Annotated in this window: 16 protein-coding genes, 2 pseudogenes and 1 riboswitch; of the genes and pseudogenes, 12 read left to right on the forward strand and 6 right to left on the reverse strand. The window is 68.9% G+C overall.

Going from position 1 to position 19559, the window contains the following annotated elements; translation table 11 throughout:
- Positions 1-12 precede the first annotated feature (12 nt).
- From ABGI63_RS06580 to ABGI63_RS06600, 5 genes are all read left to right on the forward strand, one after another.
- Positions 13-1098 carry a DUF748 domain-containing protein gene (locus ABGI63_RS06580; protein ID WP_349741615.1) on the forward strand — a complete coding sequence of 362 codons (1086 nt, stop codon included), beginning with the start codon at positions 13-15 and terminating at the stop codon, positions 1096-1098.
- Between the two features lie 65 nt (positions 1099-1163).
- Positions 1164-1478: a hypothetical protein gene (locus tag ABGI63_RS06585; RefSeq protein WP_349741616.1), complete on the forward strand. Its 315-nt coding sequence runs from the start codon at positions 1164-1166 to the stop codon at positions 1476-1478.
- Between the two features lie 28 nt (positions 1479-1506).
- The gene (locus ABGI63_RS06590) at positions 1507-2013 is read left to right on the forward strand and encodes a cupin domain-containing protein (RefSeq protein WP_349741617.1); all 507 of its coding nucleotides are present in this window, start codon (positions 1507-1509) and stop codon (positions 2011-2013) included.
- 72 nt (positions 2014-2085) lie between these two features.
- Positions 2086-2871 carry an enoyl-CoA hydratase-related protein gene (locus tag ABGI63_RS06595; RefSeq protein ID WP_349741618.1) on the forward strand — a complete coding sequence of 262 codons (786 nt, stop codon included), beginning with the start codon at positions 2086-2088 and terminating at the stop codon, positions 2869-2871.
- Between the two features lie 11 nt (positions 2872-2882).
- Positions 2883-4418, forward strand: coding sequence for a 3-hydroxyacyl-CoA dehydrogenase (locus ABGI63_RS06600; protein WP_349741619.1), 1536 nt, complete (start codon positions 2883-2885; stop codon positions 4416-4418).
- On the opposite strand, the gene ABGI63_RS06605 is transcribed toward ABGI63_RS06600, so the two are convergent.
- Complete coding sequence (locus ABGI63_RS06605; RefSeq protein WP_349741620.1) at positions 4412-5272, reverse strand: alpha/beta hydrolase; 861 nt, start codon at positions 5270-5272, stop codon at positions 4412-4414. The genes ABGI63_RS06600 and ABGI63_RS06605 overlap by 7 nt on opposite strands.
- Positions 5273-5363: 91 nt before the next feature.
- Entirely contained in the window at positions 5364-7007 is a 1644-nt protein-coding gene (locus ABGI63_RS06610) for an FMN-binding glutamate synthase family protein (protein WP_349741621.1), read from the reverse strand.
- 137 nt (positions 7008-7144) lie between these two features.
- Between ABGI63_RS06610 and sppA the strand changes: the two genes are divergently transcribed.
- The 6 genes and pseudogenes from sppA to ABGI63_RS06635 all read left to right on the forward strand — a co-directional run bounded on the left by sppA (position 7145) and on the right by ABGI63_RS06635 (position 13501).
- On the forward strand, positions 7145-8998 hold the full coding sequence (sppA, locus tag ABGI63_RS06615; RefSeq protein WP_349741622.1) for a signal peptide peptidase SppA: 1854 nt from the start codon (positions 7145-7147) through the stop codon (positions 8996-8998).
- Positions 8999-9095: 97 nt separating this feature from the next.
- A pseudogene (locus ABGI63_RS06620) lies at positions 9096-10658 on the forward strand (methyl-accepting chemotaxis protein); the annotation flags it as partial.
- Positions 10645-10815, forward strand: a pseudogene (locus ABGI63_RS25860) (methyl-accepting chemotaxis protein); the annotation flags it as partial. The pseudogenes ABGI63_RS06620 and ABGI63_RS25860, both read left to right, overlap by 14 nt.
- Positions 10816-10852: 37 nt before the next feature.
- Positions 10853-10928: riboswitch (SAM riboswitch) on the forward strand.
- Positions 10929-10976: 48 nt separating this feature from the next.
- Positions 10977-12107, forward strand: a complete 1131-nt coding sequence (gene metX / locus ABGI63_RS06625; protein WP_349741623.1) for a homoserine O-succinyltransferase MetX — start codon at positions 10977-10979, stop codon at positions 12105-12107.
- Positions 12104-12688, forward strand: a complete 585-nt coding sequence (gene metW / locus ABGI63_RS06630; protein ID WP_137944167.1) for a methionine biosynthesis protein MetW — start codon at positions 12104-12106, stop codon at positions 12686-12688. The genes metX and metW overlap by 4 nt, the downstream gene beginning before the upstream one ends.
- A 33-nt stretch (positions 12689-12721) precedes the next feature.
- Complete coding sequence (locus ABGI63_RS06635; protein WP_349741625.1) at positions 12722-13501, forward strand: substrate-binding periplasmic protein; 780 nt, start codon at positions 12722-12724, stop codon at positions 13499-13501.
- A 9-nt stretch (positions 13502-13510) separates the two neighbouring features.
- On the opposite strand, the gene ABGI63_RS06640 is transcribed toward ABGI63_RS06635, so the two are convergent.
- The 4 genes from ABGI63_RS06640 to ABGI63_RS06655 all read right to left on the reverse strand — a co-directional run bounded on the left by ABGI63_RS06640 (position 13511) and on the right by ABGI63_RS06655 (position 18513).
- The gene (locus ABGI63_RS06640; protein ID WP_349741626.1) at positions 13511-14458 is read right to left on the reverse strand and encodes a M14 family metallopeptidase; all 948 of its coding nucleotides are present in this window, start codon (positions 14456-14458) and stop codon (positions 13511-13513) included.
- A gap of 54 nt (positions 14459-14512) precedes the next feature.
- Entirely contained in the window at positions 14513-16189 is a 1677-nt protein-coding gene (locus ABGI63_RS06645) for an MORN repeat-containing protein (RefSeq protein WP_349741628.1), read from the reverse strand.
- A gap of 37 nt (positions 16190-16226) precedes the next feature.
- Positions 16227-17585 carry a hypothetical protein gene (locus tag ABGI63_RS06650; protein ID WP_349741630.1) on the reverse strand — a complete coding sequence of 453 codons (1359 nt, stop codon included), beginning with the start codon at positions 17583-17585 and terminating at the stop codon, positions 16227-16229.
- Between the two features lie 97 nt (positions 17586-17682).
- Positions 17683-18513, reverse strand: coding sequence for an enoyl-CoA hydratase-related protein (locus ABGI63_RS06655; protein ID WP_349741632.1), 831 nt, complete (start codon positions 18511-18513; stop codon positions 17683-17685).
- Positions 18514-18663: 150 nt separating this feature from the next.
- Between ABGI63_RS06655 and ABGI63_RS06660 the strand changes: the two genes are divergently transcribed.
- A complete protein-coding gene (locus tag ABGI63_RS06660) occupies positions 18664-19527 on the forward strand; it encodes an alpha/beta hydrolase (RefSeq protein WP_349741634.1) in 864 nt (287 codons plus the stop codon).
- Positions 19528-19559 lie beyond the last annotated feature (32 nt).

A 19559-nucleotide genomic window follows, 5' to 3' on the forward strand; every position in this document is an offset into this window, starting at 1 on the left:
GCTGTTCCCGCCGTGACCTCCGCCCGCCGTCGTACCCTTGTTGCTCTTGCCATCGCGCTGGTCCTGCTGCTGGTTGCCGGCCCTTACCTGGCCGCGTGGCAGCTGCAAACGCGGATCGAGGCCGCGCTGGGGCCGCGCGCGACGCTGGGGGACATCAGCATCAGCTGGAGCGGCAGCGTCGAGCTGCGCCAGCTGCGCATCCAGGCGGCGCCGGGCTGGCCGGCCGAGGATGAGTTGCGGGCCGAGCGCGTGCACATCCGGCCCGATCTGCGCAGCCTGCTGGGCGGACCCTGGCGCGTTGCCAGCGTGACGGTGGAGGGCGGCTATCTGTCCGCGCAGCGCGGCCGCGACGGCCGTTTGCGCCTGCTGCCGGCCCTGCTCGAGGAGCGCGCCGGCCGGGCTCAGGCGCCCAGTCAAGACCCGACCCCGACCCCGACCCCGGTGATCGAGATCGACGAGATCCGCATCGCCGACGGCGGCCTGGCTTTCTTCGACCACTCGGTGCGCCGGCCGGCGCTGCAGCTGCGCATCGAGCAGCTGGCGGCCAGGCTCGGTCCGCTGCGCTTGCCGGCGCTGGACCAGGCGCTGCAGATCGAGCTTGGCGGTGTCTTCAAGGGCCCGCAGCGTGACGGTCGCATCGAGATCAGCGGCAGCTACACCCCGGCCAGCCACGATGCCGATCTGCGCGCGCGCTTCAGCGATGTGGACCTGCTGGCGCTGCAGCCCTATCTGCTGAAGGTCGCCGAGGCCGGCGTGCGGCGCGGCACGCTGGACCTGGACGTTCATGCGACGGTGGTCGGGGAGCGGCTGCGCGCGCCGGGCACGCTGACCTTGACGAATCTGGAGCTGGCCAGCGGCGGCGGCCCCTTGGCCACCTTTGCCGGCGTGCCGCGCCAGGCGGTGCTGGCCGCGATGACGCGCGACGGCCGTCTGCAGGTGCGCTTCACGCTCGAAGGCCGGCTCGACGACCCGGCCTTCTCGCTCAACGAGAACCTGGCCACCAAGCTGGCCTCGGGCCTGGCCGAGACGCTGGGCGTCAGCGTCTCCGGCGTGGTCAAGGGGCTGGGCGGCTTGGTGAAGGGGTTGTTCGGGCGCTGAGTCGCCGGCGTCTTTCGCCGCAGAATGGCGCTGCATTCGCATTGATCACATGCAGGGAGTATGCCGTGGCAAATGTCTATATGCCCTTGCAGCTGGCGCCGAGCTCGCTGACCCAGCCCATTCTGTCGAACTGGTCTTTCAATCTGTTCAGCGTCAACCTTGGCTCCACCTCCAACGCCAAGGTCGAGCAGCAGGTCATTGAGCAGGTCGGCAGCTATGGCAAGCAGATCGGTCACCTGACCGAGGCGCTTGAAGTCGTCATCAAGCAGCTGCACCTGCTGGACAGCAAGGCGCTGTCGCAGGACGAACGAGACGCCTTGCTGGTGTTTCTCGGGGACGTGGCGGCTGTCCGCAAGATCAAGGCCGACGCCAAGACCTAGGTTCCCATCGTCTCAACGGAGTTCCAGCGTGACCAAGCCCATCATGAATCTCGACGAACTGGTGTTCAACGATGTCGAGGAGAACGGCTACTACAGCTCCAGGCGCGCCCAGATCAGCGACCATATCGGCGCCCGCAAGCTGGGCTACAACCTGACGGTGCTGCCGCCCGGCAAGGCGCAGTGCCCCTTCCACAACCATCATGGCGAGGAAGAGATGTTCCTCTTCCTCGAAGGCGAGGGCGAGCTGCGCTTTGGCGCGCAGCGTTATCCGATCCGAGCGCACGATGTGATCGCCTGTCCGACCGGCGGGCCCGAGGTGGCGCATCAGATCATCAACACCGGCACGGTGACCATGCGCTATCTGGCGCTGTCGACTGTGGTCGATATCGAGACTTGCGAGTACCCGGATTCCAACAAGATCATGATCGGCTCCGGCCGGCGTGGCGAGCCGGGGCTGTGGAAGATGTTTCGCGCGGAAAACACGGTCGAGTACTACGACCGCGAGAGCACCGAGCCGCCCGAGCGCGCCGGCTGATGCTCTGCGCCCGGGCGCCCGATCCCGGCGCCCTGGCGCTGCGATACTCCCCCGATTACCAGGAGTTTCAGCGTGGAGACTTTGCATATCGAGGTGGATGGGCGCGGCGTCGCCCAGCTGACGATGACGCGGCCGGAGGTGTTCAACGCCTTCAACGAGGCCATGATCAGCGAGATCGGCCAGGGCTTTGACCGCTTGATCGCCGATCCGCGGGTGCGTGTGATCGTGCTGGCCGGGGCCGGCAAGGCCTTCAGCGCCGGCGCCGACATCCAGTGGATGAAGCGGGCCTCCGAGGCCACGCGGGAGTGGAATCTGGAGGACGCGCGCGGCTTTGCCGGCATGCTGCACAAGATCGCGTCCTGCCCCAAGCCGACGATTGCCCGCGTGCAGGGCCTGGCGCTGGGCGGCGGGGTCGGGCTGGCGGTGGCCTGCGATATCGCGGTGGCCAGCGCGGAGGCCAAGTTCGCGGTCAGCGAGGCGCGCTTCGGCATCCTGCCGGCGGTGATCGGGCCTTATGTGATCAACGCGGTCGGGCCGCGCCAGGCCAAGCGCCTGGCGCTGACCGCCAGCCGCATCGGCGCCGAGCAGGCGCTGGCGATGGGCATGGTGCACGAGGTCGTGGCGCTGGACGAGCTGGACGGGGCGATCAAGCGCTGGGTCGACGAGCTGCTGGCCAATGGCCCGGCGGCCCAGGGCGAGATCAAGGCCTTGTTCGCCGAGCTGGAGGTTGGGCCGGTGACGCCGGCGGTTCGCGAGCTGACCGCGCAGACGATTTCCCGGGTGCGCATGACGGACGAGGCGCGCGAGGGCTTTGCTGCTTTCCTGGCCAAGCGGCCGGCCGCCTGGATTCCCCAATAAGGATTGTTGAGATGAGCGAGACGAATCAGATCTGGACCGTGGCCGGCAGCGAGCCGGCGCCGATCGGTGTGGTGGGCGCCGGCATCATGGGGGCAGGCATCGCCCAGGTGGCGGCCCAGGCCGGCCACGCGGTGAAACTGCTGGATGTGCGCGAGGGGGCGGCGGCGGCGGCGATCGCGGGCATCGCGAAGGCGCTGGACGGTCTGGTGCTCAAGGGCCGCATGGAGGCCGGCACGCGCGAAGCGGTGCTGGCGCGGCTCAGCCCGGCCACGGCCACCGCCGAGCTGGCTGATGCGGCGCTGGTGATCGAGGTCATCGTCGAGAAGCTGGAGCCCAAGCAGGCCCTGCTGCGCGAGCTCGATGCGCTGCTGGCGCCGGGCGCCATCATCGCGACCAATACCTCGTCGATCAGCGTCACCGCGCTGGCCAACGGCATGAAGAACCCGGCCCGTCTGGTGGGCATGCATTTCTTCAACCCGGTGCCGCTGATGAAGCTGGTCGAGGTGGTCTGGGGCGCCGAGACCGAGGCCGGCGTGGCGCAGGCGATCTACGAGCTGGCCAAGCGCTGGGGCAAGACGCCGGTGCATGCGAAGTCCACGCCCGGCTTCATCGTCAACCGCATCGCCCGGCCCTATTACGCCGAGACGCTGGCCCTGCTGCTGGAGCAGGCTGGCACGCCGGCCGAGCTGGACCGCGCGCTGCGCGGCGCGGGTTTCCGCATGGGGCCTTGCGAGCTGATGGACTTGATCGGCCACGACACCAACTATCTGGTGACCCAGTCGGTCTTTGATGCCAACTTCGGCGACAAGCGCTATATGCCCTCGCTGGTGCAGAAGGCCCTGGTCGACGGCGGCCGGCTGGGCCGCAAGGTCGGCAAGGGCTTTTACGAGGGCTTGCCGGCCCCGGCAACGCCGCTCGATGCGGCCGGTGAGAGCGTGGCGCTGCCGCCGATCAGCGTCGTCGGCCGTGGCGCGCTGGTTGAGCGCCTGGCCGACTGGCTGGCGCACAAGGGCCTGAGCTTCAGCCGCGGCGAGTCGGCCGACTGGGCCGGCCTGCAGCTCGGCGAGCTGCAGCTGCATCTGACCATGGGCCATAGCGCGGCCGAGCTGGCGCATCAGCGCAAGCATCCGGAGCTGGGTGTGATGGACTGGCCGGTGGCACCGGACCGCGCCGACGCCCTGGCGCTGGCCTTTGCGCCACAGGCCAGCGAGGCAGGGCGGGCCCAGGTGGCGGCGCTGTGGCGCAGCCTGGGCTGGCAGCCCCTGGTGCTGCGCGATGTGCCGGGTCTTGCCGTGGCGCGCACCGTGGCCATGCTGGTCAACGAGGGGGCCGATGCGGTGTGGCAGGGCGTTTGCGACGAGCAGGGCGCCGACCTGGCGATGAAGCTGGGCGTCAATTACCCGGCCGGGCCTTTCGAGTGGCTGGCCCTGCTGGGCGCGCCCATGGTGGCGACCCTGCTGGACGGGCTGTTCATCGCCTATCGCAGCGAGCGTTACCGGGTCAGCCCCTTGCTGCAGCAGCAACGCTGGAACGCTGCGTCTTACTGAGGTCGGTGGCCGAACAGCTCGGCCAGCGCCTCGCGGTAAAGCCCCTGGCCCACCGCATTGGTGTTGTGGTGCGAGCCGCCCTCGACCAGCACAAAGCGCTTGGGCTCGGGCGCGCGCTCAAACAGTGCCCGGCCGAGTTCGGGCTTGATGACCCGGTCGGCGCTGCCATGCACGATCAGCACCGGCACCTTCAGGCCGCCGATGCGCTCGCCGGCTTCGAAGCGCTGGGTGATCAACGGGCCCACCGGCAACCAACCCCATTTGTAGCTGCTGGCCACCTCGGGGATGGAGGTGAAGCTGCCCTCGACGATCAGGCCGGCCGCTGCAGTCTGCACCTCGCTGGCCAGGTTCACCGCGATGGCGCCACCCAGCGAATGGCCGAAGATATAGCGCGGCGAGCGTGGATGCTGCGTCGCCAGCCAGTCCCAGGCGGCCCGCGCGTCCTCGTAGGCCATGGCCTCGGAGGGCAGCACCTTGCTGCTCTGGCCGAAGCCGCGGTAGTCGATGCCCAGCACCGAGAAACCCAGCTCCTGCATGCGGCGCATGCGGTTGGCGCTGCCGCGCACATCCCAGCGCGCGCCATGCAGATAGAGCAGCACCGGCGCATCGGCACGCTCGGCCGGTATCCACAGGCCGTGCAGCTTGACCGGCGCACCGCTGAGCTTGGAGTCGAACGCGATCCACACCTCATCCATGCCCTGGGCCGCCGCCAGCCCGCCGGACCAGGTCCGGTCGCTGGGCTGAAAGATCCATTCCCGCTGCTTCTCGTCCAGCGTGGCACAACCGCCCAGCAGGGCCAGCGCAGCGAGCGCGCCAAGCAACAGGCGGCGCCAGGAGGGGATGGGCAAGGTCATTGCGGCAACGGCAGGGTGGACGGCAAGGCTGCAGGATAGGGTAAGCGCGATATCCCCTGCCGGCCCCGGCTCTCTTGGGGTGCCCGGCCGCTCAACTCGCCGGCCCCACTGCCCCCTGCGCCGCGAAGCTGTGCGCGCTGGCCAGCGGCCAGTAGATCTTGAACACATTGCCGGGCAGGTCGCCGGCCAGCAGGCTGCCGGGCTTGATGAAGGGCAGCAGATTGGCCAGCAGCCGGACTTCGTGCTTGTTGATGCGGTGGACGATGTGGGCGGCGCAGATCTCGCTGGGGTGGTGCAGGCCGGCGGCCTGTACCAGCTCGCGCAGGGCTTCCAGGGTCAGCTGGTGGAAGCGGAACACGCGCTCGGCCTTGTCGGGCACGATCAGGGCCTGCTGGCGCTGCGGGTCCTGGGTCGTGACGCCGGTGGGGCAGTGGCCGGTGTGGCAGGTCTGGGCCTGGATGCAGCCCAAGGAGAACATGAAGCCGCGCGCCGAATTGCACCAGTCGGCGCCCAGCGCCATCATGCGCGCGATGTCGAAGGCGCTGATGACCTTGCCGGCACAGCCTATCCTGATCTTGTCGCGCAGATTCAGCCCCACCAGCGTGTTGTGCACCAGCAGCAGGCCCTCCTGCAGCGGTGCGCCGACATGGTCGGTGAACTCCAGCGGCGCGGCGCCGGTGCCGCCCTCGGCACCATCGACGACGATGAAGTCCGGCACGATGCCGCTCTCCAGCATGGCCTTGGCGATCGCGAACCACTCCCAGGGATGGCCGATGCAGAGCTTGAAGCCGGTCGGCTTGCCGCCGCTGAGCTGGCGCAGCCGCTCGATGAAATGCAGCATCTCCAGCGGCGTGCCGAAGGCGCTGTGCGAGGCCGGCGAGATGCAGTCCTCGCCGATATTGACGCCACGCGCGGCAGCGATTTCGGCGGTCACCTTGGGGCCGGGCAGCACGCCGCCATGGCCGGGCTTGGCGCCCTGGCTGAGCTTGAGCTCGATCAGCTTGACCTGCGGGTCGCGGGCATTGGCCTCGAAGCGCTCGGCGTTGAAGCTGCCGTCCTCGTTGCGGCAACCGAAGTAGCCGGAGCCTATCTCCCAGATCAGGTCGCCGCCGTGCTGGCGGTGGTGCACGCTGATCGAGCCCTCGCCGGTGTCGTGGGCAAAGCGGCCGCGCTGGGCGCCGGCGTTCAAGGCCAGGATGGCGTTGGCACTGAGCGCGCCGAAGCTCATCGCCGAGATATTGAAGACGCTGGCCTCGTAGGGCTGGGCGCGGTCGGCGCCGATCAGCACGCGGAAGTCGTGGCTGGGCAGCTGGGTGGGCTGCAGCGAATGGTTGATCCATTCATAGCCCAGCGCGCCGACCTCCAGCTGGGTGCCGAAGGGGCGCTTGTCGGGCTCGCCCTTGGCGCGCTGATAGACCAGCGAGCGCTGCTGGCGCGAGAACGGCGCGGCCTCGTTGTCGGCCTCCAGAAAGTACTGGCGGATCTCGGGGCGGATGAACTCCAGCATGAAGCGCAGATGGCCGATCACCGGATAGTTGCGCAGCAGCAAGCGCTTGGTCTGACGCACATCGGCCAGCCCCACCAGGCTCAGCGAACCGAAGATCACGACGGCCAGTCCGTCGACGCCGTCCAGCACCCAGGCGATCGCGCTGATCAGCGTGGCGATGATGCACAGCAGCCAGGCGCTGTAGCGGATCGGGAAATGGTGATCGAGTCGGAGCAGCCAAGCGGGCATGGGGGAAGCCTTTGCAGTCGCCAAGGCTGGCATGCTAAGCGCTGTTGTGCCGGCTGATCGCGCGAGCAGGGCGGCTTTGACCACCCTGCCTACAATCAATTCGACCGGGCCATGCCCGCAACCAGGGATCCCAACACATGATGTCCATCCTCCGCCCGCTGGGCTGGTTCTTCTCCAAGCTCTGGTGGCTGCTCGATGCCAGCCGTCGGGCCTTGCTGAATCTGCTGTTGCTGGCCCTCGTGGTCGGCCTGATCGTTGCGCTCGCGACCCGCGGGCCGAAGCCGCTGGAGGACAAGACCACGCTGGTGCTGGACCTGAAGGGGCGGCTGGTCGAGCAGTATTCGGGCTCGCCGCGCGACCAGGCGATGGCCCAGCTGCAGGGCCAGTCGCCGCAGGCCCAGACCCGGCTGCGCGATGTGCTGCAGGTGCTGGAGGCGGCGGCCACCGATCCGAAGATCTCGACGGTGCTGCTGGCGCTGGACGACTTTGGCGGCGGCGGCCAGGCCGGGCTGCGCGAGGTGGCGGCGGCGCTGGAGCGTTTCAAGAAGGACAGCAAGAAACCGGTGCTGGCCTATGCCGGCGGCTACGACCAGCGCAGCTACTTCCTCGCGGCGCGTGCCGACGAGGTCTATATGCACCCGATGGGCATGGCGATGATCGAGGGCTTCGGCCGCTATCGCAACTACTACAAGGACGCGCTGGAGCGCGTCGGCATCGAGCCCAATGTGATACGGGTCGGCACCTACAAGAACTTCGGCGAGCCTTACTTCGCCAACGCACCGTCGCCGGCGACCCTGGAGTCGGATGCCTATCTGTACGGTGATCTGTGGGCCCGCTACACCGGCGCCGTCGAGACGGCCCGCAAGCTCGACAAGGGTGCGGTGGCGCTGGGCATCGAGGAGCTGCCGCAGCGCCTGCAGGCGGTCAAGGGTGACACGGCCCAGCTGGCGCTCAAGGAGCGTCTGGTCGACGGCCTGAAGACCCGCGACGAGATCCGCGCGATGCTGATCGAGCGCGGCGCGCGCGACGAGAAGGCCAAGAGCTTCCGCCAGATCTCGCTGGCCGCCTACCAGGCCACGCTGAAGCCCAGGACCGAGGGCGCGGCGATCGGCGTCGTCGTGGCCGAGGGCGAGATCGTCGACGGCGAGGCCGGCCCCGGCAAGGTCGGCGGCGACTCGACCGCCCAGCTGATCCGCCAGGCGCGCGAAAACGAGGACATCAAGGCCCTGGTGCTGCGTGTCAACTCGCCGGGCGGCAGCGCGGTGGCCTCCGAGATCGTGCGCCGCGAGCTGGAGCTGACACGTCAAGCCGGCAAGCCGGTGGTGGTGTCGATGGGCGATGTGGCGGCCTCGGGCGGCTACTGGATCTCGATGGCGGCCGACCGCGTGATCGCCGACGCCAGCACCGTGACCGGCTCGATCGGCGTGTTCGGCATGCTGCCGACGGCCGACAAGCTGCTGGACAAGCTGTCCATCCATACCGGCGGGCATGCGACGACCTGGCTGGCCGGCGGCGGCTATGACCCGCGCCGCCCGCTCGACCCGCGCATGCGCACCGCGGTGCAGTCGGCCATCCAGCACATCTACGACGACTTCACCGGCAAGGCCGCCGCCGCGCGCAAGAAGCCGGTGGCCGAGATCGACGCGGTGGCCCAGGGCCGGGTCTGGACCGGCGCCCAGGCGCTGGAGCGCGGCCTGATCGACCAGCTCGGCAGCTATGGCGACGCCGTCAAGGCCGCCGCCGAGCTGGCCAAGCTGGAGGGCGAGCCGCGGCTGAACTATGTGGAGCGCGAGCGCGGCCGCATCGAGCGGCTGCTGGATGGGCTGGGCGACGTCGTCGGCGAGCGGGTGGCCGGCGCCGTGCGCGCCCAGCTGGGCGGCTTGGCGCTGCCGGCCCAGGCGGCGGTCGGCGAGCTGGCCTGGCTGGCGACGCTGGGCACGCAGGGCCGGCCGTTCGCGGCCGTCGTCCATTGCCTGTGCACGGTGCCCTGAGATCGATAGGATTCAAGCGCTGTTGCTGATCGGCCGATAAACAACGACCGGCCGGTACAGCGCCGGGTCAAGGACGGCATTGTTCGGAGGAGCAGACATGATGGATCTGACGGTCTGGATGCGGAGCTTCACGATCCGCACGCGCATGCTGGGGGCCATCGCGATGGTGCTCGGCATGTTTGCCCTGGTGGGGCTCACTGGCTTGCTGGGCGGACAGCGGCTCAAGTCCCTGAATGCCGACTTCATGGAGCATGCGGTCCAGGAATTGACCCAGCTCTCCCAGATCCGCAGCGCGCTGGCCGATGTGCGCCTGCTGGAAAAGGAAATGGTGATCAATTACGAGGACGGTGTCGCGGTGCTGAAGGCCCGCGAGAGCTGGGAGGCGGCGATCAAGCGCACCAGTGCCGGCCTGGCCGCGCTGCAGCAGGGCGAGGACGATGCGGACAACGCGCTGGCGCGCGAGGCGAGCGCGCTGATGGCCGAGTACAACAAGGCCTCGCAGCCGGTGCTGGCCCAGATCCAGGACGGCGGCTTCGACACCGCCAAGGTGGCCGACCGCATGATGGGCCGGGCCAAGACGCATATGGCCGGTGTCGAGGAGCGTGTCAACAAGATCGCCGCCATCATCGAGCAGGAGGCGCAGGACACCCAGGTCGAGTTCAACACGGCGATGCTGAAGATCAGCTATGTGTTCCTGGGCGTGCTGGCGGTGGTCGTGCTGCTGGTGGTGCCGCTGACCCTGCTGAACTCGCGCACCATCACCAGCCCGATCAGCTATGCCCGCACGGTGGCGCAGGCGATCGCGGCGGGTGATCTGTACCGGCAGATCCGGGTCGAGGGCCGCGACGAGGCGGCCGACCTGCTCGGTGCGCTCAACAGCATGCAGGACTCGCTGCGCCGCCTGGTGGGCCAGGTGCGCGAGTCCACCCAACACATCGAGAGCGCCAGCGTCGAGGTGGCGGCCGGCAACCAGGATCTCAGCGAGCGCACCGAGCAGGCGGCCTCGAACCTGCAGAGCACCGCCAGCTCGATGGAGCAGCTGACCGGCGGCGTGCGCCAGAGCGCCGAAGCGGCGATGACGGCCAAGCAGCTCGCGACCTCGGCCGCCGAGGTCGCGCAGCGCGGCGGCACGGTGGTGTCCGAGGTGGTCTCGACGATGGACCGTATCAATCAGAGCTCGCGCCGCATCGGTGACATCATCGGCGTGATCGACGGCATCGCCTTCCAGACCAATATCCTGGCGCTGAATGCGGCGGTCGAGGCGGCGCGCGCCGGCGAGCAGGGCCGCGGCTTCGCGGTGGTGGCCGGCGAGGTGCGCAGCCTGGCGCAGCGCAGCGCCGAGGCGGCCCGCGAGATCAAGCAGCTGATCGGCGCCAGCGTCGACCAGGTCGATGCCGGCTCGCAGCTGGTGCAGGACGCCGGCAAGACCATGGGCGAGATCGTCGCCTCGGTGCAGCGGGTCAGCGACATCATCGGCGAGATCGCCGCCGGCACCTCGGACCAGAGCCAGCGCATCGGCCAGGTCAACCAGGCCGTCAACCAGCTGGACCAGATGACGCAGCAGAACGCCGCGCTGGTCGAGCAGTCGGCGGCCGCCGCCGAGAGCCTGCGCGAGCAGTCGCAGCGCCTGGGAGCGGCGGTGTCGCAGTTNCACCTCGGACCAGAGCCAGCGCATCGGCCAGGTCAACCAGGCCGTCAACCAGCTGGACCAGATGACGCAGCAGAACGCCGCGCTGGTCGAGCAGTCGGCGGCCGCCGCCGAGAGCCTGCGCGAGCAGTCGCAGCGCCTGGGAGCGGCGGTGTCGCAGTTCCATCTCGACGCCACTTGAGCCGCCCGGCGCATTATTTATACTTCGCAGCGATAGCGCCGATTTGTTCCGGATTGCGGGCGCTCTACAAATGCAGCTAAACAGGGCGCTCCAGACCACCGGCGTCCGTCACAGCTAGCGGCGCCGGTTTTGTTTTTTGGAGAGTTCTGATGGGAAGTGTCGGTCTGGTCGAGGCGCAGCGGCTGTCGTTTGCCCAGCCGCTGCCGTTGCGCAGCGGCGCCGAGCTGCGCGACTATGAACTGGTCTACGAGACCTATGGGCGGCTCAATGCCGACAAGAGCAATGCGGTGCTGGTCTGCCATGCGCTGAACGCCAGCCACCATGTGGCTGGCAGCTATGCCGGCCAGGACAAGAGCGAGGGCTGGTGGGACAACCTGATCGGCCCGGGCAAGCCGCTGGACACCGAGCGCTTCTTCGTCATCGGCATCAACAACCTCGGCTCCTGCTTCGGCTCGACCGGGCCCATGCATGTCAACCCGGCCACCGGTCGCGTCTACGGCGCCGACTTCCCGGTTGTCACGGTGCAGGACTGGGTCGATGCCCAGGCCCGCGTGCTGGACACGCTGGGCATCACGCAGCTGGCCGCCGTGCTGGGCGGATCCTTGGGCGGCATGCAGGCGCTGGACTGGTCGCTGCGCTACCCGGAGCGCCTGCGCCACTGCATCGCGATCGCCACCGCGCCCAGCCTGTCGGCACAGAATATCGCCTTCAACGAGGTGGCGCGCCGCGCCATCATCACCGACCCCGATTTCCATGCCGGGCATTTCTACCAGCATGGCGTCGTGCCCAAGCGCGGCCTGCGGGTGGCGCGCATGATCGGTCACATCACCTATCTGAGCGACGATGTGATGGAGCAGAAGTTCGGCCGCCAGATGCGCGCCGCCGAGCTGGGCTATTCGACCCAGGACATCGAGTTCCAGATCGAGAGCTATCTGCGCTACCAGGGCGACAAGTTCAGCGAGTATTTCGACGCCAACACCTATCTGCTGATCACCCGCGCGCTCGACTACTTCGACCCGGCGCGCGAGCACGGCGGCGATCTGAGCCGCACCTTTGCCAGCGCGCGCTGCAAATACCTGCTGGCCAGCTTCACGACCGACTGGCGTTTCGCGCCGGCCCGCTCGCGGGAGATCGTCAAGGCGCTGCTGGACAACAAGCTCGATGTCTCCTACGCCGAGATCGACGCGCCGCATGGGCACGATGCCTTCCTGCTGGAGGACCCGCGCTATCACGGGGTGTTGAAAGCCTATTTCCAGCGCATCGCGGGAGAGCTGCAATGAGCGCGCAAGGGGTGATGGAACAGATTGCGGCCCTGGTGCCCGAGGGCTCGCGGGTGCTGGACCTGGGCTGCGGCACCGGCGAGCTGCTGGCCCATCTGCAGAAGACGCGCGGCTGCACCGGCTATGGCGTCGAGCTCGATGACGCCAATCTGCTGGAGTGCGTCAAGCGCGGCGTCAATGCGATCCAGCTGAACCTGGAAGAGGGGCTGTCGATCTTCGAGGACCAGAGCTTCGACGTGGTGCTGCAGTTGGAGACCCTGCAGCATCTGCGCAATACCGAGCTGATGCTGCGCGAGACCGCGCGGGTGGGCCGCATCGGCATCGTCAGCTTCCCGAACTTCGCCCATTGGCCGAACCGCCTGCAGGTGCTGTTCGGCCGCATGCCGGTGACCAAGGTGCTGCCCTACGAGTGGTACGACACGCCCAATATCCGCGTCGGCACCTATGCCGACTTCGAGGTGCTGGCGCGCAAGAACCGCCTGCGCATCCTCGACAGCTTCGGCATCCAGCAGGGCCGCGCGGTGCGCAGCCGGCCGAATCTGCTGGCCAGCATGGCGGTGTTCAAGTTCGATCGCGGCTAGCAGATACTGGGCGCTCCGGATAAGGAGACTTCGATGGGCGGCGCCGTGCGCTTGGCTGCATCTCTGCTCTTGCTGCTGCTGCTACCGCAGGCCGCCGAGGCCGGCTGCACGCGCGCGATCCGCGCACCGATGGCTGCGTCGGGACGCTTGGTGATCGTGGAGAACGGGCAGGTCGATGGGGTCTGGCCCGATCTGTTGCGCCAGGTCGGCGAGGCCGTCGGTTGTCGCTTTGAGGTGACGCCGATGCCGCGAGCGCGGCTGGAACTGGAGTTCCTGAAAGGCCAGCAGCTCGACCTGCTGATCTCGGCCACCCGCACCGAGGAGCGCGACCTGCGCGGCCTGTTCGTGCCGCTATTGCATCAGCCGATGGTGCTGCTGACGCGCAGCACCGACGCCGGCCGCATCGGCAACCTGGCCGCGCTGCGCAAGAGCAGCTGGCGCATGGCCGTGCCTCGCGGCTTCCCCTTCAGTGCCGAGTACCGCGCCCTGGTCGCTGAGCTGGAGGCCGAGCGCCGCGTCGACACGGTCAATGACATCGATGCGGTCGGACGCATGCTGCGTGCCGGGCGCGTGGACTTCGCACTGCTGTCGCCACCGCAGGCCCAGGCCGCGGCCACGGATGGGCTGGTGTTCCAGCGCTTTGACGGGCTGCCGCTGATGGAGGTCGGGCTCTACCTCTCGCGCCTGAATCTGGCGCCCGCCGATCTGAGTCTGCTGCGCGACGCGTTGTCGCGCTCGGCCCGCGAGGGCCGGGTGCGTCGCGCCTTCCTGCGCTACTACCCACCCGAGGTGGCGGATCTGAACCAGCCCTGAGCCGCCTCCTCAATCCTCGAAGCGCCCCAGCCTCACCATCGTGTTGCCCGGCTTGCCGTGCTTCTGTGTCGGCATCACCAGCACGGTGTTGTCGTAGTCGGTCTTGAACACGGTGTCGCCGTCCTGCGCGAAGGCGGTGCCGGCTTTCGGGATCACGTCGAGGCCGCGCACCGGGAACAGGAAGTGGAAGTCGCCGCTCAGCGCGGTGATCGCCTCGTTGACGCGGATCAGGTGCTGGCTCTCGGGCAGCGGCAGGCGCAGACGCGGCTCGGCCCAGGCGGCATCGACGATGCCGGTCAGGTGCAGGAAGCGCACGACGCTGTCGATGGCCACCGCCGCCGAGGCGGCTTCCCAGTGCTGGCCGCATTCGATCAGCAGGGCATTCTTCGCGCTGGCCGGATCGCCGAAGCCGCCGCGGTCGCGCATGCGCAGGCCCGAGGGGTGGCCGGTGTCGATCAGCAGATCGCCGGGCATGCCCAGCTGGCGCGCAAAGGCCGCACCCTTGTCGAGCAGGCCGCAGACCATCAGCGGGCGGCAGGCATCCTGCATCGAATGGATGTCCAGCAGCAGATCGGCGGCGTCGACAAAGGGCCGCAGCGCGCGCGCACGGCGCAGCTCCAGCGAGTCGCGCGGGCCGTCCAGCGTGGCGTCGGCCCACACGCGGTTCAGGTCCTCGTCGACGCAGCGCGAGGCATTCGGGTCGGCCGGATCGAAACGCCGGTAGGCCTCGACATTGGCAAAGCTGAGGATCAGCTTGCCGGCTCGTGGGGCCAGGTCTTGCTGGAACAACCAATCCAGCGCAATCGCACCGCACAGCTCGTTGCCATGGGTCAGGGCCTGGATCATCACGGTGGGCCCGGCGTGGCCGGAGTCCAGCACATGGACATGGTCGACACCGCTGGCGCTGTGGCGATAGGCGCTGATGTCGGGCGGGCTGAGTTCGATCAAGGCAGGCATGGCGGCGATACGGCGGCGCAAAACTGCATCATGCCTGCTCGGCACGGGCTTGACTCATTCCTTGCGCTTGAGTGTGCCCTTGTCGGTTTGCTCATCGTTATTGAATTCACCCTCCCAGCGGTCGCCATTGGTCCAGCTGAACAGGCCTTGGCCATGCTTGGCGCCGCTGCGCCATTGGCCGACGTACTGGTCGCCCGAGGCCCAGACATAGACGCCCTGGCCGTGGCTGGCGCCGCGTTCGAAACCGCCCTGGTAGTCGTCGCCGCCGGCGAAGCGCATGCGTCCCTGGCCATGTGGCTGGCCGTCGGCGAGATCGCCCTCGTAGCGATTGCCGTTGGCGAAGCTCAGCGTGCCGCGGCCATGGGGCTTGTCACGCACCCAGTCGCCTTCGTAGACCTGACCGTTGGCCCAGCGGTAGTTGCCGCGCCCATGCGGCACGCTGGCGCTGATCTGGCCCTGGTAGCTGTCGCCGCTGGCGTAGTCCATGCGGCCCTCGCCCTCGGGCACACCGTTGACGAGGCTGCCCTCGAACTTGTCGCCATTGGCGAAACGCATCTGGCCGCGGCCGGTCGCCTTGTCGGCCACCCATTGGCCCTGGTAGCGCTGGCCGCTGGCCCAGATCAGCTCTCCCTGGCCATGGCGCTGGCCGCGCAGCAGGTCGCCGACATAGACATCCCCATTGGTCCACTCGACCCGGCCATTGCCGCTGACGACCTGACCCTCCTCGCGCACGAACAGCCCCTGGTAGCGGGTGTCGCCGGCGCGGATGTCGATCTGGCGTGCTGCGGCCGGCGGCTCGATAGGCGTTGCTGCGGGGGCCTGGGCCGCGCTGGACAGCTTGCCGAGTGCCGAGCCGAGCCCGGCCAGCAGGCCGGGGCTGGCCGGCGCGGCGGCCGCCGGCACGGGCGCGGCAGCAGGTGTCGCCGGCGCGACCGTGCCCTTGGCGGTCGGTGCGGCCGCGGCCGGCTTGGCTGCCGCCGTGTCCGGTGGCGGCGTCGCAACCCAGGGCGTGCCACGTTCGCGCGCCAGCGCCTGGGCATTGTTCTGCGCCAGCTCCAGCGCATTGCCCTTGCACTGGGCCATGGCCAGGCGCCACAGCGTCTCGGCCTGCAGCGAGAGCTGCTGCTTGTCGGCAGCGGCCAGGCCGGCCGCACTGCTGCGGAATTTCTGCGAGTGCTCGCGGGCACGCTCGAAGGGCGGTGCACAGAATTCGGCGTTGTGGCCATCGGTCTCGGACTGCTGGCGGCGCTGCTGTGCCGTGGCCTGCTGCTTGCCGGTGCAATGCTCGGCGGCCAGGTCCCACATGGTCTCGGCCTTGCGGTACAGCGAGCCGGCCTCCTGCCAGCGGCGTTCGCCGAAAGCCTGGCGCGCCATCTCCTGCAGCGAGGCGGCGTCGCGATGCGAGAGTTCGCATTGCTGGCCGGCGGCCTGGCGCTCGGCAATGGCGGCGCGTTGCTTCTGGTTGTCGGCCAGATGGCGCTCGGCGCGCTCCTTGGCGCGCCCTTCGCAGCGCTGTGTCGTCGTGCGCCACAGCGCCAGTGCCTCGTCCAGCAACTGGGCCTGGCTGTCCAGATCCTTGCCGAGCGACTGCGCGGTGGCGGCACGCAGGTCGGCAGCGATGGCGCGTGCCGTCAGCGCGGTGCAAGCGGGAGGCTCGGCGGCCGGCGCCGAAGCTGGCGCCGAAGCTGCGGGAGGGGCCAGGTCTTGTGCGCCGGCCGGCAGAGCCAGCATGGCGAGAAGGGAGAAAATTGATGTGGCGCGCATGGGCTCAGGGCTTGCGGGGGGCGGACTCGGCCGGAATCTCCAGCATCGCGTCGATCAGGCCGCGGGCGAAACGACCGCTGCCGGGATCGCCGGGGCTCTCGAAGGAGAAGGTGTCGGGCGCGGATGCCAGCGGCATGGCGCCGATCTCGAAGCTCAGATCCTCGGGCCGCAGGCCGCGCAGGATCGCGACGACCTCGCCCTCCAGGCCCTTGGCCTGGGCGCGCTTGTTGAGTTCGGTCAGGCGTTCGGCATCGAAGATGAAGGCATTGCCGGTGAGGCTGCGTTCGACCATCTTCTGGTGCAGCGTGAAGCCGGCCAGCGGGTTGGCGCCGAGCTTGGCGGCACGATCAAAGGCCCAGGCGTCCGCATGGTCGAAAACGGTGGCTGCGATGCGGGCGACGCCGCTCAGCGAGCCGCGGTTGACGGCCGCCTGCTGCATCGCGCCGGCCACCTGGGCCTTGGTAAGTTGCGTGGCGGCATCGGTCAGGCCTTCGCGCAGGCGCTGCATGGCCAGGGCCTTGCCCTGTTCGATCAGCTGTTGCTTGACGATTTCGGTCGCCACGCTGGCGGCGGCCGACTTGGCCGCATTGACGGCGGCATTGGCCGCCACCGCCGCGCCCTGCAGACCGGAGGCCAGCGTGACCAGGTTGTAGAGCGTGCCGGCGATCTGGGTGCCGTAGTGGTAGGTCTTCATGCGGGCGCCGCCTTCTTCGGACAGCCCTTGGGTCCACAGCACCGCCCACAAGGCCTCGTCCTCGCTGAGGTCGGCCTGCGTGATCTCCAGTGGGTGCAGGCTCAGCAGCCAGTGGTAATCCTGCAGCTGCGGCGTGTTGGGCGGGGCCAGCCGGGCATAGCCGCGGCAGACCTGCAGCGGCGCGATGGCGACGGTTTTGCCGTTTGCCAGCTGTAGCTTGAACGGGCGGCCGTCGTCGCGTGCCTGTGCCAGGCGCTCCAGCAGGTCGGCGCTGTTACTGGTCTGAGTGTTGAGCACCTTGACGATCTTGTCGCCCAGCTTCAGCGGGGCATCGGCACTGACACCGACCACGGTCAGACGCTCGTCAACATCCAGTGCGCGCACCCAGGCGACCCTATCGTTCTCGGCCCAGCCCTGGCTGGTGGCCACGGCGAAAGGCAGCTCCCACTGGGTGTCGCAATCGGCGTCCTTGAGCTGGGCGCTGCGCACGATGGCCGGGCGCAGCAGACGCTCGCCGGCACCGTAGGCGCGGATATGACCGAGCAGGGTCTCGTCGACCTTGCGGCCGTCATCGACCGTGAATTTGGGGGCCGCGCAGGCACTCAGCAGCACAGCGATCAGAGCGCCGGCGACGGCGCGCCAGGGCAGGCGGGAACAGGCGAAATCCATGAACGGCGGCGGGCTTGAGACAGCGGGCCAGTTTAGGTGCGGGGTATGGCGCCTGCGTCGCTGGTGGGCGTTGCTAGTGCAGCCATTCGCGCAGTTTTCACAGGTTTGCGACCGGATCCAGCGGCGCGAAGTCGGCCGGCCGCTTGCTCTTCCAGGCCAAGATGGCCTGGCCCATCTCGGCGGTGTCGAAGACGGCGCTTTGCAGCAGGCTCATCTGGGCCAGTGCGGCGGCCGTGCCATGATCGCGGGCATGGTTCAAGGCCAGCTTGCTGGTGGCCACGGCCAGCGGCGATTTGTCGGCGATGCTGCGGGCCAGGCCCATCACATGGGCCAGCAGCGCGTCGGCGTCCGGCAGCACGGCGTTGACCAGGCCGCAGGCCAGCGCGCGATCGGCACCGAGGCGCTCGCCGGTATAGGCCAGCTCGCGGGCCAGACCGGCCGGCATCAGATGCTGCAGGCGCTGCAGCACGCCCAGGTCGGCGGCCATGCCGATATTGATCTCCTGCACGCAGAAGAAGGCGTCGGCCGTGCAGTAGCGCATATCGCAGACGGCGGCCAGGTCCAGCGCGCCGCCGATGCAGCCGCCCTGGATGGCGCCCAGCACCGGGAAGCGCGCCTCGTCCAGCGCGGTAAAGCAGTCCATCAAGCGGCGCAGCGAGTCCTGGAAGCTCAGCCGGCTGCGCGCGCTGCGCGTGTCCAGCATGGCGTCGTCGGCGGCAAAGGTGTCCAGCGCCATGCCGGCGCTGAAGTGCTTGCCGGTCGACGAGATCACCAGTGCGCGGGTCCGGCCGGCGTCGTGCAGGCCGCGCACCGCGTCGCGCAGCGCCGGGAAGAAGGGCGGGCTCATGGTGTTCATGCGCTCGGGCCGGTTCAGGCTGAGATGGCTGATGCCTTGGGCATCGGTGGCGAGGCTGAAGAATTCGTTCATCGCGGCTCCTGTGGTGGCGAGTAGCTTAATCAAGGGACAGGCCCTGTCTATCCGCTGGGAGACAGCCGATATGGCCCCATGGCTTGCGTACTTTCACCGACCGGGGAAGCCCTGGGGCGGGCGCTCCGGAGCGCTCCCTACACTGCTCGCATGCGAACGCTCCGAACCGACGACGGCCTGCCCTTGCATTGGCGCCAATGGGGGCTGCCCGGGCCGCAGCCCGCGCGCGGCACGGTGCTGATCGTTCACGGCCTGGGCGAGCATATCGGGCGCTACGAGCATGTGGCGGCGCGGCTGAACAGCTGGGGCTGGCAGGTGGTGGGCCATGACCAGCGCGGCCACGGCGCCTCGGGTGGGGCGCGCGGCGATGTCGCCGGCCCCGAACGGCTGATGCAAGACCTGGCCCTGGTGATCGACGAGCTGCGAGCCGACGCCGCCTTGAACAAGGGCCCGCTGCTGCTGCTGGGCCACAGCATGGGGGGCCTGGTGGCGGCGCGCTTCGTCGCGGGCGGCCTGTGTGCCAGCAGCGGCGGCGTGCTGCCGGCCTGGTTCCGGCCGGTTGACGGCCTGGTGCTGAGCTCGCCGGCGCTGGATGCCGGCATGTCGGGCATCCAGAAGGTCTTGCTGACGGTGGCGCTGCCGCTGCTGCCGCATCTGGCGGTCGGCAACGGGCTCAAGCCGGCCTGGATCTCGCGCGATGCGGCCGTGGTCGCGGCCTACGAGAACGACCCGCTGGTCCATGACCGCATCACGCCCACCCTGGCCAGCATGATTGCCGAGGGCGGGCCTGAGGTGCTGGATCGGGCGGGGCAGTGGCTGCTGCCGACCCTGCTGATGTGGGCCGGCAGCGATCACTGTGTCGATCCGGCCGGCAGCGAGGCCTTTGCCGCCGAGGCGCCGGCGGCGGTCGTGCAGTCGCAGTGCTTCGAGCGCCTGTTCCATGAGCTCTTCAACGAGCCGGAGCGCGAACAGGTGTTTGCTCGCCTGCAGGCCTGGCTGGACGACAAGTTTTAAGATCGGGGCCTCACCAGCCACAAGCCGGAACC

Source organism: Roseateles cavernae (genome assembly GCF_040187885.1).
Classification (GTDB): Bacteria; Pseudomonadota; Gammaproteobacteria; order Burkholderiales; family Burkholderiaceae_C; genus Roseateles_E; species Roseateles_E cavernae.

Excerpts from the sequence above, each read along its gene's own strand:
- ABGI63_RS06600 (WP_349741619.1), top strand. The coding sequence starts at position 2,883 with ATGAGCGAGACGAATCAGATCTGGACCGTGGCCGGCAGCGAGCCGGCG.
- ABGI63_RS06605 (WP_349741620.1), bottom strand. The coding sequence starts at position 5,272 with ATGACCTTGCCCATCCCCTCCTGGCGCCGCCTGTTGCTTGGCGCGCTC.
- ABGI63_RS06610 (WP_349741621.1), bottom strand. The coding sequence starts at position 7,007 with ATGCCCGCTTGGCTGCTCCGACTCGATCACCATTTCCCGATCCGCTAC.
- sppA (WP_349741622.1), top strand. The coding sequence starts at position 7,145 with ATGATGTCCATCCTCCGCCCGCTGGGCTGGTTCTTCTCCAAGCTCTGG.
- metX (WP_349741623.1), top strand. The coding sequence starts at position 10,977 with ATGGGAAGTGTCGGTCTGGTCGAGGCGCAGCGGCTGTCGTTTGCCCAG.
- metW (WP_137944167.1), top strand. The coding sequence starts at position 12,104 with ATGAGCGCGCAAGGGGTGATGGAACAGATTGCGGCCCTGGTGCCCGAG.
- ABGI63_RS06635 (WP_349741625.1), top strand. The coding sequence starts at position 12,722 with ATGGGCGGCGCCGTGCGCTTGGCTGCATCTCTGCTCTTGCTGCTGCTG.
- ABGI63_RS06640 (WP_349741626.1), bottom strand. The coding sequence starts at position 14,458 with ATGCCTGCCTTGATCGAACTCAGCCCGCCCGACATCAGCGCCTATCGC.
- ABGI63_RS06645 (WP_349741628.1), bottom strand. The coding sequence starts at position 16,189 with ATGCTGGCTCTGCCGGCCGGCGCACAAGACCTGGCCCCTCCCGCAGCT.
- ABGI63_RS06650 (WP_349741630.1), bottom strand. The coding sequence starts at position 17,585 with ATGGATTTCGCCTGTTCCCGCCTGCCCTGGCGCGCCGTCGCCGGCGCT.
- ABGI63_RS06655 (WP_349741632.1), bottom strand. The coding sequence starts at position 18,513 with ATGAACGAATTCTTCAGCCTCGCCACCGATGCCCAAGGCATCAGCCAT.
- ABGI63_RS06660 (WP_349741634.1), top strand. The coding sequence starts at position 18,664 with ATGCGAACGCTCCGAACCGACGACGGCCTGCCCTTGCATTGGCGCCAA.